Origin of the sequence: Helicobacter mesocricetorum (assembly GCF_900198605.1) — a bacterium.
Classification (GTDB): Bacteria; Campylobacterota; Campylobacteria; order Campylobacterales; family Helicobacteraceae; genus Helicobacter_D; species Helicobacter_D mesocricetorum.
Map to the genome: position 1 here is coordinate 1 of NZ_FZPJ01000037.1, position 19,098 is coordinate 19,098.

At 33.6% G+C, this 19,098-nt stretch carries 17 protein-coding genes, 1 tRNA gene and 1 pseudogene; 3 read left to right on the plus strand and 16 right to left on the minus strand.

The genetic code is table 11. The features are described from left to right. Positions 1-200 precede the first annotated feature (200 nt). The 5 genes from corA to C6H18_RS07580 form a co-directional block, all read right to left on the minus strand. On the minus strand, positions 201-1,157 hold the full coding sequence (corA, locus tag C6H18_RS07560; RefSeq protein ID WP_104722515.1) for a magnesium/cobalt transporter CorA: 957 nt from the start codon (positions 1,155-1,157) through the stop codon (positions 201-203). A 22-nt stretch (positions 1,158-1,179) separates the two neighbouring features. Next, positions 1,180-2,388, minus strand: coding sequence for a phosphoglycerate kinase (locus C6H18_RS07565; RefSeq protein ID WP_104722502.1), 1,209 nt, complete (start codon positions 2,386-2,388; stop codon positions 1,180-1,182). A 71-nt stretch (positions 2,389-2,459) separates the two neighbouring features. After that, on the minus strand, positions 2,460-3,470 hold the full coding sequence (locus C6H18_RS07570) for a sensor histidine kinase (RefSeq protein WP_104722503.1): 1,011 nt from the start codon (positions 3,468-3,470) through the stop codon (positions 2,460-2,462). 11 nt (positions 3,471-3,481) lie between these two features. Beyond that, a complete protein-coding gene (locus C6H18_RS07575; protein WP_104722504.1) occupies positions 3,482-3,787 on the minus strand; it encodes a rod-binding protein in 306 nt (101 codons plus the stop codon). A 10-nt stretch (positions 3,788-3,797) separates the two neighbouring features. Then, on the minus strand, positions 3,798-4,859 hold the full coding sequence (locus C6H18_RS07580) for a flagellar basal body P-ring protein FlgI (protein WP_104722505.1): 1,062 nt from the start codon (positions 4,857-4,859) through the stop codon (positions 3,798-3,800). A 104-nt stretch (positions 4,860-4,963) separates the two neighbouring features. Here C6H18_RS07580 and C6H18_RS07585 point away from each other — a divergent pair. Next, positions 4,964-5,041 (plus strand) — tRNA-Pro (locus tag C6H18_RS07585). Positions 5,042-5,052: 11 nt separating this feature from the next. Here C6H18_RS07585 and C6H18_RS07590 read toward each other — a convergent pair. Then, positions 5,053-5,850, minus strand: coding sequence for a sulfite exporter TauE/SafE family protein (locus C6H18_RS07590; protein ID WP_104722506.1), 798 nt, complete (start codon positions 5,848-5,850; stop codon positions 5,053-5,055). Between the two features lie 213 nt (positions 5,851-6,063). Here C6H18_RS07590 and selD point away from each other — a divergent pair, with 213 nt between their 5' ends. Continuing rightward, on the plus strand, positions 6,064-7,047 hold the full coding sequence (gene selD, locus C6H18_RS07595; protein ID WP_233704099.1) for a selenide, water dikinase SelD: 984 nt from the start codon (positions 6,064-6,066) through the stop codon (positions 7,045-7,047). 435 nt (positions 7,048-7,482) lie between these two features. Then, a complete protein-coding gene (locus C6H18_RS07600; RefSeq protein ID WP_158654887.1) occupies positions 7,483-7,749 on the plus strand; it encodes a hypothetical protein in 267 nt (88 codons plus the stop codon). Positions 7,750-7,901: 152 nt separating this feature from the next. Here C6H18_RS07600 and C6H18_RS07605 read toward each other — a convergent pair whose 3' ends face one another. From C6H18_RS07605 to C6H18_RS07645, 10 genes and pseudogenes are all read right to left on the minus strand, one after another. Further along, on the minus strand, positions 7,902-8,366 hold the full coding sequence (locus C6H18_RS07605; protein WP_104722509.1) for a single-stranded DNA-binding protein: 465 nt from the start codon (positions 8,364-8,366) through the stop codon (positions 7,902-7,904). Next, entirely contained in the window at positions 8,332-8,688 is a 357-nt protein-coding gene (locus C6H18_RS07610; RefSeq protein WP_233704098.1) for a hypothetical protein, read from the minus strand. The genes C6H18_RS07605 and C6H18_RS07610 overlap by 35 nt, the downstream gene beginning before the upstream one ends. Before the next feature lie 269 nt (positions 8,689-8,957). After that, the gene (locus tag C6H18_RS07615; RefSeq protein WP_104722510.1) at positions 8,958-11,780 is read right to left on the minus strand and encodes an FAD-binding and (Fe-S)-binding domain-containing protein; all 2,823 of its coding nucleotides are present in this window, start codon (positions 11,778-11,780) and stop codon (positions 8,958-8,960) included. Next, entirely contained in the window at positions 11,780-12,892 is a 1,113-nt protein-coding gene (gene dapE, locus C6H18_RS07620) for a succinyl-diaminopimelate desuccinylase (RefSeq protein ID WP_104722511.1), read from the minus strand. The genes C6H18_RS07615 and dapE overlap by 1 nt, the downstream gene beginning before the upstream one ends. A gap of 82 nt (positions 12,893-12,974) precedes the next feature. Next, positions 12,975-13,064, minus strand: a pseudogene (locus tag C6H18_RS09780) (class I SAM-dependent DNA methyltransferase); the annotation flags it as partial. After that, positions 13,042-13,230 carry a hypothetical protein gene (locus C6H18_RS09470; RefSeq protein WP_158654888.1) on the minus strand — a complete coding sequence of 63 codons (189 nt, stop codon included), beginning with the start codon at positions 13,228-13,230 and terminating at the stop codon, positions 13,042-13,044. The gene C6H18_RS09470 and the pseudogene C6H18_RS09780, both read right to left, overlap by 23 nt. Positions 13,231-13,242: 12 nt before the next feature. Beyond that, complete coding sequence (locus tag C6H18_RS07630; protein ID WP_104722512.1) at positions 13,243-14,742, minus strand: FtsK/SpoIIIE domain-containing protein; 1,500 nt, start codon at positions 14,740-14,742, stop codon at positions 13,243-13,245. 9 nt (positions 14,743-14,751) lie between these two features. Further along, positions 14,752-16,752, minus strand: a complete 2,001-nt coding sequence (locus C6H18_RS07635) for an AAA family ATPase (protein WP_104722513.1) — start codon at positions 16,750-16,752, stop codon at positions 14,752-14,754. Positions 16,753-16,761: 9 nt separating this feature from the next. Then, complete coding sequence (gene dndC / locus C6H18_RS07640; protein WP_104722516.1) at positions 16,762-18,141, minus strand: DNA phosphorothioation system sulfurtransferase DndC; 1,380 nt, start codon at positions 18,139-18,141, stop codon at positions 16,762-16,764. 100 nt (positions 18,142-18,241) lie between these two features. Then, positions 18,242-18,460, minus strand: a complete 219-nt coding sequence (locus C6H18_RS07645) for a hypothetical protein (RefSeq protein WP_104722514.1) — start codon at positions 18,458-18,460, stop codon at positions 18,242-18,244. Positions 18,461-19,098 lie beyond the last annotated feature (638 nt).

The window sequence follows — 19,098 nt, forward strand, 5'->3', positions numbered from 1 at the left end:
TTTAAGATTAAGGGGGTTGGTTGGTTTTTTTATTTTTTAGGTTGGTTAGAGTCTTTGGTTTAATTAGATTAGTTAGGTTTGTAGTTTAAAGAAAATCTAGGATTTTAGAATTTAGTTTATAGGCTAAATGGTTTTTAATTCTAAAGTTAAGATTAGAGGAGTTAGGATTAGGCACAAGGAATCCTTTGTGGATTAAGGAATTAAAGCCATTTTTTCTTTTTGAAGTAAATAACAGGCACAATCGTGGAGATAATCATCATTGTAACTGCGATAGGATAAGCATACTCCCATTCTAACTCTGGCATATGTGTAAAATTCATCCCATACACAGTTGCAATAAGTGTTGGAGGCATCATTGCCACAGTTACCACTGTGAAGAGTTTAATGATTTTATTTTGTTGGATATTGATTTGGCTAGAAAAAAGTGTTTGGATATTATCCAAGATATTCATATTCACATTTGCAAAATCCACCAAAGAATTAATATCTTTTAAAACAATGCTTAAATCTTTTTTTTCTTGAATGTCTGCCTTATTGGTTCTAAGCAATGCAGTAATGGCTAGTCTTTTATCAAAAAGGCTATCGCGCAAACTCAAATGCATTTCTTGCAAAATAGCTAGTTTTTCTAAAATTTCATCGCCTAGTTGTTTATCAAAAACAACATTTCTTCTTAAAAGTCTTGTTTCTTTTGCGATACTCTCCAGCATATCAGCATCTTTTTCTACACGCAATTCAAAAATCTTGGCAATCAATTCAAATCCATCTTCAAAATTTTTTGGATTTGCTAACACTCTTTGTTGGATTTCATCGAAAACTTTAAATTCACTATAACGAACCGTAAATAAAATATTACGCGCTAACAAAAAGGTGATAGTTTCATTATGTAAAATATTTTCTTCATTGGGACGCGTTAAAAAATAAGTATTAATAGTAATAGCCTCACTATCTTCCCAATAGCGAGAAGATTCTTCGATTTCCTCTCGCTCTTCTTTGGTAGGAATATCTAAAAGGTAGGTTTTGGAGATATAGGCAATCTCTTGCATACTTGGATGTAAAAGGTCAATCCATAAAATATCTGCTTCTACCGCTATGGCATCAATAGAATGAATACTCTCACGTACAACCATTCCGTTGCGCTTAATAAAAAGATTCAACATAACCCTCTCCGCTAATTTATCCTTATTCTTTTTTGTCCAAAACTTCAAAAGCTGGTAAAACAATGCCCTCTAATAGCTCTAATCCTGCTCCACCTCCTGTTGAAGTGAAACTCATATTGTCTTTATCTCCTGCTTTATCCACCGCATCAGCAGTATCTCCACCACCAATAACACTATAAGCATAGGTATTAGCAATAGCGTGAGAAATACTAAAAGTTCCACGAGAAAATTTTTGATTTTCATAAACCCCTAAAGGACCATTCCAAATAATGGTTTCACAATCCCTTATCACTTCATTAAATAATTTTACCGTTGCAGGTCCAATATCTACAACCATAAACCCATTAGGAATATCTTGAGCAGGAGTAATTTTAATCTCTTTTGGGTCTTTAACATTATCCGTAGAAACAACATCCACAGGAAGATAAATCTTGACATTCTTTTCTTTAGCCGAACGCAAAATATGCTTTGCTTCTTCTAATAAATCATCTTCTACAAAAGAAGCTTTTGTATCATAACCGACAGCTTTTAAAAAAGTGTTGCTCATAGCCCCACCAATGATAATTTTATCGACTATATCCAAAATAGCATTTAATAAAGTTAGCTTGGAAGACACCTTAGAGCCTCCAATAATTAACAACAAAGGGCGTAAAGGGTTAGTAAGCGCAATAGCAAAAGAATCGATTTCCTTTTTTAGAAGCAATCCTGCAACCTTTTGTTTAACATATTTAGCAATCCCATAAGTAGAAGAATGTTTGCGATGAGACGCCCCAAAGGCATCATTAATAAAAATATCGCAAAGGTTAGCTAATTTTTGGGAGAGTTTATCATCGTTTTTTTCTTCACCTTCATAAAATCGAATATTTTCTAAAAGGATAATACTTCCATCAACAAGGGTATTAAGTGTTACTTGAGCATTTTCTAAATTATCAACAAAAACTATATCTTTTAAAAGCAATCTCTCAAGTCTTTTAAGAATGGTTTTAAGAGAGAATTCTTCACATCTTTGTTTGGGTCGTCCTAAATGGCTTACTAAAATAATGGATTTGGCTCCATTATCAATACAATAATTAATCGTAGGAATAGCCTCGCGTATCCTTGTATCATCATTGATATTCAATTCACTATCTAATGGCACATTAAAATCAACGCGTATTAAAATGCGTTTATCCTTTATATCTACTTCACGGATATTTTTGACTTTTTGCATTCTTTTAATATTTTCAATCATTCTTGCACCCTTAACCTTGTTTTTAGGATTCTAGCTAGAAATGCCTTAAGCTTTTCGTAAAATTAGGAATTTTAAGAATGCAGTGGCAATAAAATTTCAAATCCTTTTTTTCCTTCTTGGAGTATCTTTATACTTCCATTATGCGCTTCAATGATTTGCAAAGATAATGCCAAACCCAAGCCATTACCCTTAAGTTTTGTGGTTTTAAAGGGTTCAAAAAGAATCTGTGGATTTTCAATAGGCTTACCATTATCAAAAATTCTAAAAATAGCACTTTTTAAATCATTAAAATAATAAAGCTCTACCACTCCATTATCATTATCACCCTCCTCTATGGCATCAATAGCATTAAAAAGAAAATTTTGCAAAACAATGCAAAGCAAATCAAAATCCCCCTCTAACTTCTTACAATCAAAATCAAAGACAAAATGGATATTTTTAGAATAGGTATAATAGTCAAGAGCTACTTTAAGCTCATTTTCTATGTTTTTTGGATCATTAGTGCTTTTTTGGATATGCACTCCTTTAGAAAACAACAAAGTTGCTTTAATGATTCTCTCCACCCTCCAAATAGATTTTTTAATTTCTAAAACTAAGGCTTTATTTTTAATATCCACGCGATTAGATAATGTCGATGCAAGTAAGGCAACAGAACCTATGGGATTCCTTATCTCGTGGGCTAAATGTGCAGAGATTTGTCCCATTGAAGCTAATCTCTCTCTTTGTTTTTCACTAGTAATATCTGTTGCAGAAATGATAGTTTTATTTAATTTTTGATTACTTTGAAAAAGATAGACTTTAGATTCTATCTCTATTTCTTGACGCGTATCACCCTCTAAATGAAAATAATCCAAAAGCTGCGGAATCTCACTAGCAAGAGAGTTTTGATAAAATATCTCCCCCCCTTCTTCTAGCACCCAAACTGCTGTTGGAAGAATATCTAAGACTTCTTCAAATAAGGCTTTTAACTCTATAAATTCTTTTTCGACTTCATAAGTTTGTGTAATAAGTTCTTTTAAGCCTTTTGCAAAAGATTCTTTATCACTACTACTTAGAGATTCTAATAAATTTTGATCAATCACTTTATGCTCTATTATTTTTGCAAATCTTTTAAATAATTAAAAAGCAATTCACTAAAGCCGAAACTTCCACTTAAAGATTGGGAGAGTGTTTCTTTATACATTGATTGATAAATATCGTGTCCGGGAGCCTTTGGGAAAAGTGTATCATCGGTTTTTAAAGCAATATCTAGCATATTTTTGACAATCAATGCCTCAAAAGCATCAGTTTGCTCTCTTAATAAAGAATCATCATCAGTTTTTTGGATTTTTGGCACTTCTTTGATTTCATCTAATAATTGCTTAGAATAGGCACTAAAGTTGTTAAAATCAATATTCATCATTCCCTCCTTAAATAATTTCTAAATCCGCACTAAAAGCACCTGCTTTTTTCATTGTTTCAATGATGGCTATCATATCTTTAGGGGTTGCTCCCATTTTCTGCAAAGCCCTTGTAACACTTGAAATAGTCGGATTACTTGGACTTGCTACAACTGCTTGTTCTGCACTAAAAGTCGCCCCTCCTCCTACATCTTGTGCTTCAGGATCATTAATGGTTTCATTAGAGACTTTAATCGTGATATTATTATGTGTAACTACCACAGGAGACACTTCCACACCAAGACCGGCAATCACTGTTCCTGTGCGCTCATTGATGATAATTTTATCTTCTTTAACATAATTAATATCAATATTTTGCACCTTTGCCAAAAACTCTACCATACTCATCTCTTGCGGTCTTTGGAGTTTAATAGTGCGAGAATCTACTGCTGTGGCAATCGTTAATTTTGCATCCCCAAAAGCTTCATTAATACGTTTTTGAATCTGTATTGCGTTTTGAAAATTGGATTCTTTAAGGCTTAAGGTTGCATTGATTTTATTATATAAATCATAACTTACTTCTCTCTCTACAATCCCTCCATTTGGCATATCAGCAACCAAAGGATGATTAGCACTACCGCCTCTTTCGCCTTTACCCCCTATCCCTATTGCGCCTTGAGCCACTGCATAAATCCTGCCATCTAAGCCGCTTAAAGGAGTTAAAAGCAAAGTTCCTCCCTCAAGTGATTTTGCATCCCCAATACTAGAAACCAAAATATCAATCTTATCCCCTTGTCTAGCAAAAGCGGGTAATTTAGCGGTTACCATAACAGCCGCAACATTCTTAGATTGTATGGCATTAGGCTCGATTTTCACATTCACACTCTCTAACATATTTGCCATAGATTGCATTGTAAAAATTGAAGTCGTCTTATCCCCTGTCCCATTTAAACCTACGACAAGACCATAACCAAGCAATTGATTATCTCTCACACCTACAATATTTGCCACATCACTAACTTTTGCACCAAAAAGCGGAAGTATCACTAATGCAAAACCTATCAACATCCTTTTAAGAAAAGCTTTATTCATTACTTTAAAGTCCTTTTAATATTTTCTAATCCTAAAAAGCAAAATACATTCCACCTCATCTTCAATAATTTTTAATGAATTTTTGCTAAGATTGCATTTTCATTCGGAGTATAGCGCAGCCTGGCTAGCGCACACCCTTGGGGTGGGTGAGGTCGTGGGTTCAAATCCCGCTACTCCGACCATTTTAAAACTCCTAACTAATATTCAACAAATACCCAAAATTATCAAAATTCTCTTTAATCATTACACTTAAAACAGCTATATAAAGTATTACAAGCATATATTTATGCTTCTTGGCATCCATAACATTTAAAATCCAAATTCCCATTCTAACCCCTATTAAAGAAGCAATTCCTACGATGAAACCTTGTTTATAATCAACATATCCATACATTGATAAAGAAATAAAGCCCGAGAGTGAGGAAAAAATAATAAAAAAAAGTGCAATAGGAATAATTTTTTTACTACTATATCCCAAATAATAAGCTAAAAGCGGTGTTAATATCATACCCCCGCCAATCCCTAAAGAAATAGCGAAAATCCCTACAAGTATCCCACAACCAACTAAAAAAATTTTAGCTTTCAAGGGATTATGGATTTTTACCTCTCCTCCATAAGCATTAATCTTAAAAAGCTTCATAAGATTATAAAGCAAAAAGAGTGTAAAAATCACACTTATAATATCAGAAGACACCCTATCAAGAATAGCCCCGCTAAAAGCAGCACCAAAAAGCCCCCCTATCCCCACATAAAACCCATCTTTAAAGTCTAAATGGCTTTGTTTGTAATTAACATAAGTTCCATAAAAAGAAGAAAACATCATTTGCATAATAGAAATGCCAATAGCAACTTTAATATCATTTCCCAATAAAACCATCATAGGCACGACAATCACCCCACCACCTATACCAAAACAACCTGTTATTGCACCTGTAAAAAGCCCTATTGCAACCAAAATAATAGCCAAAGAATCAAAAGCCAAAATCTCCATCTTCTACTCCAAGAACACAATTTAAATTTCATACCATAAATTCTCCATAAAATAATATAGTCTAAATAAAAAACCACTAAAGGAGGGCTTAAAAATTTTCTATAAGTTAAAAGATATTACAATTATCCATCACAATAAAACAGGGAAATAATGCAAGAAGAAAAAAAAATAACACATTTTGTCAAAGTAGCAGGTTGAGCAGGTAAAGTAGGTCTGGAAGATCTAGCACATCTATCCTTAAGCTCTAACCATAAGGACGAAAATGTCTTGACAGATTTTATCGGCAATGAAGATGCAGGAGTGTATCGGCTTAATGAAGACTTAGCTATTATCCAAACCGCTGATTTCATCACTCCGGTTGTAGATGATCCCTATCTTTATGGGCAAATTGCTGCTGCTAATGCACTTAGTGATGTTTATGCAATGGGTGGGGAAGTCAAAACTGCTCTTAATCTTGTAATGTGGGATTCTTGTAATATTTCACCTACCCTTTTAAAAGAAATTTTACAAGGAGGATTATCTAAAATCCAAGAAAGTGGAGGCGTTTTATTAGGCGGACATACGATTGCAGATTCTGAGCAAAAGTATGGATTAAGTGTTACAGGTGTTATTCATCCGCAAAAAATATGGAGAAATAATCAAGCCAAAGAGGGGGATTGCTTTGTTTTAACAAAACCCATAGGAATGGGAATTTTAACAACCGCTCTAAAAGCTGGTAAGCTCTCTTTAACAATGCAAAATACTATTGCAAAAATTATGGCAACCCTTAATCAAAAAGCAGCTAAAATCGCCCAAAAATACCCCATCCACGCCTGCACAGACATAACAGGATTTGGGCTTTTGGGGCATTTATACGAAATGTGCAATCCAAACATTACCCTTTGCCTCTATTCCAAAGAAGTTCCAATCCTCAAAGAAGCAATAGAGTTTGCAAAATTAGGGATAATCCCCGGTGGTAGCCATACTAATGAAAAAGGCATAAAATCCCATTGTCATTTTCAGCTTGATAAAGATTCTCCTTATAAAGGTTTAGAAATTCTACTCTTTGATGCGCAAACTTCTGGTGGATTAGTCTTTGCTTTACCTCAAAAGGAAGCTTTTTTACTCAAAAAAGAGCTTATAGATAATGGCTTAGAAGATACAAAAATCATTGCAGAAGCCAAAATACGATCAGACTTTGCACTAGAGATTTTCTAATTCCTCTAAGCTTTTCATTGCGTGCAATCCTTGGTTACACAAGTTTAGTTAGCTCTTGGTTTAGAGTAGTGCCTATCCCTCAATATGCAATTTCTTGATTATAACTTTATAAAACTGCTCAAAAATATAATAATTAAATAAAGAATCCACAAATTTTACAAGAATAGATTTTGAAGCAAGATTAAAAGAGCTAGAACTAACACGCATAGAATTTTGCCAAGACTGGAATGAATGAAAATAGTATTTTTTCTAATTGGGATAGACAATCTCCATTCCCTTATGGGTGGAATCTTGGCTAAACACCTATGAAAATACAGAAAACTTTAAAATTCTGTATAATTCCATTCATTCAAATTTTAAAACAAAGGGAAAATGAAATGATGAAAAGTCTTAAATTGTTATTATTAGCAGGTATTGTAGGTTTTTTTGTGGCGTGTGGAGAATGGACTAGTCGCACTTAAAAATAATGGATATAATAGTGAGCTTTACGACTATGGAGTAAAACAAGTGCAAGAAAAATACCCCGATTATAAATTATATTCTTATGAATCTTTAAAAAGTGTTCCATTCTTAAAACTTGGTGAAAAAGCTTTTGCAAAATCAAGAGATTTTGTAGCAGAAATGACAAAAGATAAAACAGAACAATATGTAGATATGATTTTTGCCTATAAAAATGATTCAGATTATAAACTATTTATGTAAAATACCTTAATGCAGGAAATGGTAATTCTTGCCCTTACATTGTTGATAAAACACAAGGATTATATTAAGAAAAGGATTTCTCCTCCCTCCTCTTATATTTCATTTAAGTAATTTAAGCAATAAAAAGAGAGACTCTCCCCTCTCTATTCCACTTATACAGGTTGTATTTGTTGTGGAATCTCCTTTCCATTCTTATCACAATAAGTAATTTCTATTTCTTTCTCTTTATCCTTATATTCCTCTTGCACCTCAGTATCCATTGGCTTTTTATTATTACTCGCCTTTAAATCAAACTGCTTAATCACAACTTGCCAAGATTGTTTATTTTTAACTTCTCCTGTTGTTTCATTTGTTACCTTATAAACCTCTGTTATTAACTCTCCACTTAAAAGAAAACCACTTCCTTTTGTTGTGTAATTTACTGCTGTTTTTGCATTTTTTCCAAATACTACTACTGGAATCCAAGATGTTTGTTCTACTCTTTGTCCTTTCTTGTTTATCCAAGCCTTAGAAATTGCAAGGGTATTTCGTGCAAACCATTCTTCTTCTTTTGTTTCAGTATTTATGTTATCCTCCCAATGATTACCTAAATATCCACAGAGTGTTACGATATTCATTTTCTATCCTTTTAAAAAAGATTTCTAAAAGATACGATTTAAACATTTCTTTGGTCGTCTTAAAACTAGAGATTAATAGAATGGTAAAAGCAAGAATGGATTTTTTTAGTTTTTGGATATAATTTTTTGGGATTTTCGCCACAAGCTTCGCACCCTTGTGGCGAAAATCTATGCCCCAAAAGGAGCAATGATGGAAACCATAAAATTCATCATAGTTGCGATTATACTCCTTTGTATAATTGTAGTCAAGGCTTATTAGCTTTGCCCCACTTGTTGGGGTATGATGGATTTTCCTTGTGGCTAAAAATTTAAAACTTTTCATAAATAATTCCTTGCTTTATAATTACCTTATTTTACTTATCAATTATTTTTTAAGAATATTAGTATTAGCTAAGTAGATTTGATTTTTCGCTTTTAAGAGGCATTTTCTTTTAAAGATTTATTATAAAGATAACCCATACTTAAAAACCCTAAAAGAATAATAAATAAGGCTTTGTGTTGCAAAATAAATCCCATTTAAATCCTTTCTTGCCTAAAATAAGAGATTTTAAAGAATATTTAATTGTGTAAAAAGATTTACTAAATACCCTTTTACAAAGCACAAGAATCCAAAAGATAAATAATATGCTGCCATATCCTCTTAGTGTTTGCGCTCAAGCCTATCTCGCAGGTGCTAGAGCTACAATACCCTAACTCTATGGGTTGTTTTTGGTAAAACTTCACAAACCCATCTAAAGCAGAAGCATTTAAAGAGGGATTTAAGAATCCTTTATTTCCTGCAAATCCACAGCATTTAGTCTCTTTATGGATAAAAACCTCTTTAGCACAAACCCTAGCAATATCTATTAGGGCTTGCTCATTATCCTTCTCTTGCTTATAAGATCTCGTGCTACATGGAGCATAAAGTCCTATTTTTATATCTTTTTGAGAAACCTTAAGAGATGGCAAAACAAATTGTATAACAAAAGAAGGCATATCAAAAATTTGGAGTTTCGCCCCTTCTAAAACCTCAAACTCTCTCACTCTCTCTAACAGCTCTAAAGAACAAGCACTATGGTCGCAAACAATAGGAATCTCGCCTCCCCTGCTTATTTCTTTTAGAGATTTAAAAGTTTTTAATGCCATTTCTCTCGCAGTAGTTGGATAATCTTTAAAAGCCTTAGAACAACATAAATTTGCGAGATTTTTAGGATAGGAGTATTTTATTTCTGCCTTTTGGCATAGAGATTGAAAAACCTCTTGGATATTGCGTTTATCATAAGCTTCTTTAGGGGGAGAGAATATTCTATTTAAGCAAGAGCTAAAATACACCACCTCTTTTTTATGCGGCAGTGTCGAATCTTTATAAACTTTCTTAGGATTTACATTAGGAAAATAATCAAGCATTATAGGAGTATGTAGCCAATTATTGAGTTTTTTAGAAATTGCTTGGCTTAAGGAGGGTGTGAAATTCGCCACTTTTATAGCAGTTTTTAAAGCATTGCTTGTTAGTGCAAAATTCTCACTGATATAATGAGCGATTCTAGGAGAATCCCCTTTGAAATTCTTTGCGATACAAGCGGTGTCAATGTGTAAAGGACAGAGGTTTGCACAAGCACTGCAAGTCGCACAAGTCTCTATCCCAAAGTAACGATAGCCCAATTTTAAGGCTTCTAATTCTTCTTTTTCTTTGATACTTAGAGAATCTTTAGATTCTAAATGTTTAATCTCCGCATAAACGCTAATCCTTTGACGCGGAGTTAAGGTAAGATTCCTACTAGGGCAATGTTTCTCGCAAAAACCACATTCCATACAAGCCCCAACAAGTTCCCCAATCTCATCATATTCCTCCCAAGAGAGCTTAAGGTTTTTTAAATGGATATTTTTATCCTCACTAATCATCACATCGGGATTAAAGAGGTTTTTATGATCAAAAAGATTTTTAATTTTTTTATGGATAGCATAGGCTTTTTTGCCCCATTCTAATTCCACAAAAGGTGCGACCATTCTCCCTGTTCCGTGTTCTGCTTTAACACTTCCTTGAAAACTTGTTACAACCTTTGCCAAATCCTCCATAAGCTCTCCAAAGGCTTTATTCTCCTTTTCATCATTAAGATTAGGTGTGATGATAAAATGCACATTACCACTTAATGCGTGCCCAAAGATAATCCCCTTAAAGCAATGTTTTTCAAAAAGCTTTAGTATCTCTGCAATCCCTTTTGTAAAATCCTCTATAAAAAAGCAAATATCCTCCACAATTACTACACTTCCTTTAGGGCGATTACCTGCTGCTATGGGCAAGATTCCCTTGCGGATTAACCACCACGAATCTTGCTCTTGTTTATCAAAGCTAAAATGCACACCAAAAAGTGTTTTTAAAGCTTGTATTTTAGGCTCTAAAAACTCAATATTTTCTTGTAATGTATTTTGCGTTTTGGCTTCAAGCTGGATTAAAATCGCACAATTCCCCTCTCCTATCTGAAGCATCTCTTTAGGCACTCCCTCTAAGTGTTGCACACTTTTTAGACAAGCATAGTCCATAATTTCTGCGGCACTGATAATATCTTGATGCTTTGCAAAGAGCAAAATAGCATCACTAGCTTCATAAATATCACGAAAAAATAATAAGGCACAAGCTTTATAGGGTAAATCCTCTATCGTATAATATTCCACTTGACTAACAAACCCTAAAGTCCCCTCTGCTCCAATGAAAAGATGATTTAAAATATCTTTAGGATTGTCAAAATCCACTAGGGCATTAAGGCTATAACCTGTGGTATTCTTAATGCTAAATTTTTTCTTAATGAGAGAGTGAAGATCCTCATCTGCTAAAATCTCTTGACGCAGATTCAATAACCCCTCTATAAGCAAAGAATGGCTTTGACAAAATTCCTCAAAAGATTTTTGCTTAGAAGTATCTAAAACACAACCATCTCCTAAGATAATCCGCACAGATTTAATCGTATGGTAACTATTATGCTTCACGCCACAGCACATTCCACTAGAATTATTAGAAAAGATTCCCCCTATTTTTGCACTTGTAATCGTCGCTGGATCAGGTCCAATCTTTTTCCCATAAGGGGCTAACACATCATTAGCATAACTTCCAATCACTCCGCAATCACACAAAATACTCTTACCATTTTCCTTAACTTCCACTTCTTGCTTTTGGCAAATCACTAATACATTCTCACCGCTTGCCTGTCCGCTAAGGGAAGTTCCAGCAGCTCTAAAGGTTAGTGGAATCTCAAAATAATGAGCCAATTTAATAAGCTCTATTATTTCTTCTTCACTCTCACTCCAAATCACTGCTTTAGGGATATAACGATAGCAAGAAGCATCAATCCCATAGGCAAATCGTCGCAAATAATCCAAAAACAATCGTTCCTTAAAAATCTTTTTAGCAGATTCTAAGAATGCAGGAAAATTTTTCATTAAAACTCCTTTAATAAATACACAAAAGCTTCTTTTAGGCTTTCTATCTCGCTTATCTTTACTCTTTCATTGATTGCGTGAATGCTATCATTACAAACTCCACATTCAATAACATCTACTCCATATTCGGCAAAATACCTTGCATCACTTGTTCCACCACTTGTACTTAAAATCGGAGTTATTTGGAGTGTTTTTTGTAAAGATTGCACCACTTTAGCAATCAGGGGATTATTAGGATTTGTCAAAAATGGTTTTGAGCTTTGCTTAAGCTCTAATGTATGAGGAATGCCCTTTAAAAGATCTTGCAAATGCCCCCTTAAATCCTCTAAATTTGTTTGCGTAGAATTCCGCACATTAAACATAATCTTTAAGTCATTAGGGGTTACATTTACAACCTCTAATCCCCCCCTTATATCGGTAATAACAATCTTACTTGGTTCAAAAGAATCACTTCCGCTATCAAGATTATAACCCGCAATTTTGGGCAAAATGGGTGCGATAATCTCCACAGGATTGATACATTTGCTAGGATAGGCGACATGCCCTTGTTTTCCTTGAATCTTTAAGATTCCATTAATCGATCCTCTCCTACCTATCTTTATCATATCGCCAAAAGTATCCACGCTTGTAGGCTCTGCAAGAATAGCAAAATGCGGGAGTAAATTTCTCTTTTTTAACTCTTCTAAAACATATTTAGTGCCATAAATCGCCTCCCCCTCTTCATCACTTGTTAAAAGAATAGACAAGATTCCATTAAAAGATTGGGTTTTACTCTCTAAAAACTCTCTTACCGCACACAGAAAAGCCGCAACGCCTCCTTTCATATCCTGTGTCCCTCTACCATAGAGATACTCTCCTTTTATCACAGGAGTAAAAGCCTCCCAACCATCTCCGGGAGGGACGACATCAATATGCCCACCAAAGCATAAATCCCTCCTCTCTCCACTGCCTTGCAATTGTTTGTATAAAAAGAGGTTTTTAACATTATTTTTCTCTAATTCTAAAACTTGAAAATCAGGCAGAAATTCTCTAATAAACTCATAAATACCGCATTCTTTTGGGGTGATAGTGGGATAGGTGATAAGGGTTTTTAAGACTTCTAATGTTTGCATAATACTCTCCTAAAATTTGATAAATTATAGCATTTCTAAAAAACTTCCTTGCAAATGCTTTAAAGTAAAACTGAATGCGTGATTAAGACTCTATAATTTTAATCTCCTCATTGGTGAGATTGTAGAGCTGATACACTAAAACATCAATTTCAGATTCTAAATCTGTGGTGTTGGGTATTTTGTTGTATTTGCAAGTGTGTAAAATCCCTTCGGATTGTGCGAGACTTTGAAAAAGTCAAAATATCTCTTTTGGATTGTTGAGATTCTTCAGTCTTACTATGCAAGGCTTCAGAATGACAAGAGTCATTCTTCCTCCCCTTTGCAAAGGGATTTATCAAGATTCTTCACCCTTAAAATTTAAGCAAACTTTTTATCTCCTCTTCTTTTAAATGCACCCCCAATACTCGCTGAAGTGTGTCCCCATTAATCGTCTTTACAAGCATATCTCCTTTGCCTGTAAGTTTTTCTGCACCTGCTTCATCTAAGATAATTTTAGATTCTGCGCTTTTTTGCACTTTTAAGGCAATGCGACTTGGGATATTGCTCCGTAATTGTCCATTGAAGACTCCAGAATCTGGTCTTTGCGTAGCCAAAATAAGATGAATCTTGCACTCTCTTGCCTTTATGGCTAATGGTATAAGTGTTTTTTGAATCTCTGGATCCCAACCAAACAAATCAGCCAATTCATCGATAATTAAAATCTTATAAGGCATACTCTCATAGCTTTCACCTGCTGCTTGTCTTTTGTAACGTTCCTCCATCTCTGAAACTAGAGATGTTATAACCTCTTTTGCCCCCTCTGCACTCAAAATATCAAGATTTTTCCTTCCTTTAAACTCTTTAAAACTACCTCCTGCTTTAGGGTCTATAATAGCGATTTCCACATTTTTATTTTGCGCCAAACAAAGAATAATGCTTTTTAATAAAACACTTTTCCCACCCCCTGTAGTCCCAGCGACAAACAAATGCGGCGTGTCTTTTAAATCAAAACAAAAAGGCTCTTTATCCACACTCATTCCAGCAAACACACCAAGTGCATAATTTTGCTTTTGCAGATATGATAAGCCTTCCTCAAATTCTTTTAAACCTAGTTTTTGCCATTGTTTTTCAGGTTTAGGGATTTGAATACTATATACTCTACCCATCCCTTTGCAAGATTCTATATAAATACTCTCCCCTAATTCATCATCAAGATATAAACATTTCTTTTTAAAGATTGGAATTTTAGTAGAATCCAAAAGCTCAATCTTACAAATATGATGCCGATAAGAATCTGCTTCATTAATTAATTCAATATCAATTCCTTCTTTTTTAAAATAGTTTTGCACTCTGTCAAAATAGCCTTTTATATCATTACTAAAATCATTTTCTTTTATTTGCCCTTCTTGCTTAAATGATAGATGCAAATTATCCAAACACCACTGATAAAAGCAATCGCTTGATTTGTAGGTATTATGAAGCTCATAAAGCCCTCTTTGGAGATAAAGTTTTAAAATCTTTAAATATTCTTTTTCATTTTTAAAAATATCTTTTTTATCCCTATCAAGTTCTGCCTTATGCTTAATATAGAGCATTGAGCGAATAAGTAAATCAAAATCCTCTTTTTCATCCTTGCCCTTACCTGTAATTTGTCCTAAATGATATTCTTTACCTTTATTATTATCCGATATCCTCTTATCCTCCCAGCCTTTATTTGCCAATGGCAATAAGGGTGCATTAAGCCCACAGGCTAAAGCTACTCTTAAAACCAAATATTTGGGAAATTCATTTTCATCCTCATATCCAAATCCATTCTTTCTTATTCTATCTATCAAAAGTTCCTCAAGATGATTAGTATAAAAATCTGCCATTTTCCCTCCTTATAAAATCTCTTCTATTTTAAAAACTTTTTTTATTTTGGCTTGTTGTCTATTTGTTGGATTCTCTATTTTATAAAGTCCAGCAATATAAGATTTTGCATATTCATACTCTCTCATTCCTATCTCTCCAGTATGTGGCAAGATAATCACTTGAGAGCTACTTGCATAATAATTTTGTATAATATTCTTTCTGTTTTTACTATCTATCCTGCTTAAGGGTGTATCAATAATAAGTGGCAAATTAGATTTTGACAATCTACTTAAAGCCCAAAAAATCGCAATGGCTAAAATCTGCTTTTGCCCACTGCTTTGGTTTTCCACAACAATTTGCTCATTATTTTCATCCTTAAGTTCTATCTCAAAATTCTCATTAATGCTTAAATTATTGATATTATCATTAGGTAAGAGTTTCTTATAACTTTCTAAAATCAGCCTATGCAACTCGTCTTTAAGTTTATTGTTAAGCTCTTTTTTATATTTCTCAATGCTTTCATTTAAAGATTTTAAAAACTTAAGTTTATCATCAATGCGCTCTGTATTAACGCCTTGTTTTAAAGCGTAAATGACTTTACTAAGCTCTTCTTTTTGAGCTTCCAAAAGCGTCAATGTCCGTTTTATCTCTTCATTTTTCTCTTCTTGTTTAGATTTTTCATTTTTTAATGCTTCTATCTCCTCTTGGAGTGCTTTTTGTTTTTCTCTTGTATTATCATCGCCACTTAGCTCATATAGCCCATTTCTAACCGATGCAAGTTTCTTTTTTATATCTTTAATATCCTTGATATCTTGTGCCAAATTCACATTTTCAAGCCTTGCTAAAGATGTTTCAAGAATCCTAAGTTCATTATATGTAATAAATGAGTGTGTAGATTCTTTATTCTCTAGTTTATGTGGAAATTTATCTATAATATATTCTATACTTTTTATATCAAGCACTTCAAAGATTTCATTATTTTTAAGTTCTTCATTTATAAACTCTTTAAATTCAGGCAAGATTTTTTTAAATACCTCAATATCGTAAAGAGATTTCTTGGATTGCAAGTTTTGTATTTCTGCTTTCAAATCTTCCAAAAGTGCTTCATTGCTTACAAAAATTACATTCTTTATGCTTTCTTTTAATTTCTCTTTATAGGAAATAAGTTCTTTATCAAATTCATTTCTCTCAGCAATGAGTTCGGCATATTCTCTATTAAGATCTGCACTTAATTTTTCAATCTCTCTATTTTTTTGATCGATTTTGTCTTGTTTTTGTTCTATCACAAATATAGTCTCTTTAAGCCGTTCATCATTATATTTTAAATTATTCTCACAAGCTTCTTTATCTATTATTTTTTGTTGGAGTCTATATTGTTGTTCCTTATCAGCTATTTGATTGCTTATTAACTCATCTTTATATTTTTCAATTTGCTTAATAAGAATCTCTAAAGGGTTAATCTGCAATAAATCTTTAATCTTTTCTTGAAACTCTTGGCGCAAATTATTACTAAGTTCTCCTATTTCTTCACCATCAAAAAAGAAAAATTCTACCAAATTTGGAGGCAAAATCCTATCAATTCTTTCTTGGGCATCTCCATCCTCAAAACTTTCCCTATCTAATTTAAATGTCAATTTTTCTTGAATTTCTCCATAAATATTTACAAAAGATCGTTTTAAAGAAAAATCTTTACCCCCCAAATCACCCTCAAAAGAAACAAAAAATTCCTCTTGACACTCTTTTGTTGCTACCTTATTTAAGATTCCATACCAAATGTCTGAATCTCCTTTAAGAAGTTTTTTAGCAGATTTAACAGATGGTGCAAATTTTTGGATAGCATCAGGAATCTTTGCTTCTTCAATGCCAGCTCCAAAAAAAAGTAATTTTGCACAACGAATAAAACTCGTTTTGCCAAAGCCATTATCACCATAAATGCAATATAGATTTTGTTTCTCAGACTTTTTAAACTCTACTTCCATCTTTCCATAATAAGCAAAAAGATTACAAATTGTAATTTTTTCAATAAACATTTATATCTCCTATTTTTGTTTGTTTGTTTTATCATCCACAAGTTTTTTTATTGCTTCTTTAATTTTGATTTGAAAGTTATTTTTCCCTCTTGAACCTGCGGTATTATAAATATCTATACAAGCATCAATGAGATTCTCCAACTCCTTAGAATCCACTTTATCATTTGCCACTTCTACTAAAAGCTCCTTATGCAAAACTTTGCTTTGCTCTAATTTTTCATCTTTCATTCTTTTCATCTCCTTTGCTAGTTTAATTGCGCCTTTATTAAAATCAAAATCTTCATCCCATTGTTCTTGTATCGCATAAATCTGTGCATCTGAGATTAATCTATCTCCACCATTTCTCATAAATTCTTGCTCAACTTGCAAAAGCCTTTTTAGAATCTCTATGCGAATATGGCTTAGAAATGGACCTAATCCGCCAACCTTATGCACCGCTCTGCCATCACGTCTATAATCTGCCCTTGCTTTAGGATCTTCTCTTAAATTCTTAATATAATTTCTAAAATCATTGAGAGGTTTAAGACTTTCTTCACCAGATTCTATAAATCCCTGCATCGATTTATCCTCACTCACCACCGTACAAACCCAGCAACCAAAACGCGAACCACCACAACTATTTTGGCTTAAATCGGTGATAAACTGACACTCTTCTCCACTTGCTTTGGTATAGAGTGCAAAAAGTTCGCTATGGTCTTTTTCCCATGGGGGCTTGTGGGAAGTAAGATAAGCCCACACCTCATCCGTACTCCACTCCACGATGGGCGAATAAGTCAATGTATCTGGAAAATCCTGATGTTGGGAGTAACCATCTTCATTTAAGCTCCTCTTTTCTATGGACTTTTTGCGATTGCTTGATTCTGCCTTGCGCGTACCAAGTATCAAAAGAGCCGAACCAAACTTCTGCGTAATTTTTGCTATCTCTGCTTTGGCGGGAGAAATCTTAAGCCTATCCGTACACCACCTAAAAGTCCTTGTTGGGCTAGGATAACCCTTGCCAATGAGATTTACCCAAAAATCATCTTTAAGGCTAGGTTTCACTTGCAAAATCTCAAAAGGGATATTATTATTTTTGGCGTGAGAATTAATAGAATCTACGACTTTATACAAAAATTTATCGATATGTGGAGCTTCAACTAAAGTATTTGAAGCAATAGCATAGGTTTGCCTTCTTTGATTAGGGGGCAAGGCAAGTAACATTTCATAAACAAGCTGTAGCACACAAGTAGAATCCTTCCCCCCACTAAAAGCCACAACCCAAACCCTCTTAGAGGAGAGGAATTTGCTTTTTAGCTCCATTAGAACTCTATCTACCAATAAATCACTTGGGAGTTTCTCATTTTCCTTTAAGCTAGAAACAGGCTCAAAACCACCATTAAATGCTTCCATTATCCCACATTCCAAATAATAAACCTCTGCAAATGGGTAAATGGACTGAAAATCTTGATTTTGGATAATATTTTGGGCTAGGGCTTTAGATTTTTTAGCACTAAAACAGACAATTAAAAGAGGTTTTGCCCCCCCCCCCCGCAGGATAAATTGAAGTTTTATAGAATTTTATAATCTCTTGTTTATCTTTTGCGTGGAGTGAATCGTGTAAATGTGCGCTCAAAAAGGCTTGTTTGCTACGAATATCAAAGATAGAAAAGAAGGAAAGTCCGCTTTTTTGCAGTAAAGACAACATTAAACCTTGGACACTTATCTCCATCTTTTTTATCCTTTAAACCTCATTTAGAACAAGGATTATAATACATTAAACATAAAAATAACTAAAGCCTTTTATCAAACCAAAATAAATAAAGACTTCTCTACACTCAGCCAAAATGACAAGGGATGTTAATTATCCTATTGAGTGCAAACAAAACATCTCAAGAAAATTTTATCGTCATAACTTAAACGAATATGAAGTTTCTCTCTTTGAAATTATGAGTTTTTACATTATGAGATTCTTCGGTTAAAGCCTCAGAATGACAAATTAACCTCTCTTGTCATGTTAAGGGCTACCCAAAACATCTCATTAAAATCCCTATTTGCCTATCTCAAGTAAATGTGAAGTATTCTACTATTATAATGAGATTATTCGCTTTCTATGAAGCCTAAGATATAAAAAAGAACCACTTTGCCCTTATTGAGGTTTCCTTTTGCTATATGTGAAGCCAACGCTTTAAAACATCTCTAATTAATGTGAGGTGAATAAAAAGGGGTTTTAAAATTTTAGATTCTTTTTTAGAATTACCTTTATGGGGTTTTTTGGGTATAAGGACATGATAAGAAAATAAATTATTATATTTAGAGCAACGCCTTAAAACATTTGTTAAGAAATTAAATCAATCTTAATATTTGTAG

Coding starts and splice junctions, on each gene's coding strand:
- corA (WP_104722515.1), bottom strand. CDS start 1,157: ATGTTGAATCTTTTTATTAAGCGCAACGGAATGGTTGTACGTGAGAGT.
- C6H18_RS07575 (WP_104722504.1), bottom strand. CDS start 3,787: ATGAATATTGATTTTAACAACTTTAGTGCCTATTCTAAGCAATTATTA.
- C6H18_RS07615 (WP_104722510.1), bottom strand. CDS start 11,780: ATGAAAAATTTTCCTGCATTCTTAGAATCTGCTAAAAAGATTTTTAAG.
- C6H18_RS07635 (WP_104722513.1), bottom strand. CDS start 16,752: ATGTTTATTGAAAAAATTACAATTTGTAATCTTTTTGCTTATTATGGA.
- C6H18_RS07605 (WP_104722509.1), bottom strand. CDS start 8,366: ATGAATATCGTAACACTCTGTGGATATTTAGGTAATCATTGGGAGGAT.
- C6H18_RS07630 (WP_104722512.1), bottom strand. CDS start 14,742: ATGGCAGATTTTTATACTAATCATCTTGAGGAACTTTTGATAGATAGA.
- C6H18_RS07590 (WP_104722506.1), bottom strand. CDS start 5,850: ATGGAGATTTTGGCTTTTGATTCTTTGGCTATTATTTTGGTTGCAATA.
- C6H18_RS07610 (WP_233704098.1), bottom strand. CDS start 8,688: ATGAAAAGTTTTAAATTTTTAGCCACAAGGAAAATCCATCATACCCCA.
- C6H18_RS07580 (WP_104722505.1), bottom strand. CDS start 4,859: ATGAATAAAGCTTTTCTTAAAAGGATGTTGATAGGTTTTGCATTAGTG.
- C6H18_RS07565 (WP_104722502.1), bottom strand. CDS start 2,388: ATGATTGAAAATATTAAAAGAATGCAAAAAGTCAAAAATATCCGTGAA.
- C6H18_RS07645 (WP_104722514.1), bottom strand. CDS start 18,460: ATGGAGATAAGTGTCCAAGGTTTAATGTTGTCTTTACTGCAAAAAAGC.
- dndC (WP_104722516.1), bottom strand. CDS start 18,141: ATGGAAGCATTTAATGGTGGTTTTGAGCCTGTTTCTAGCTTAAAGGAA.
- dapE (WP_104722511.1), bottom strand. CDS start 12,892: ATGCAAACATTAGAAGTCTTAAAAACCCTTATCACCTATCCCACTATC.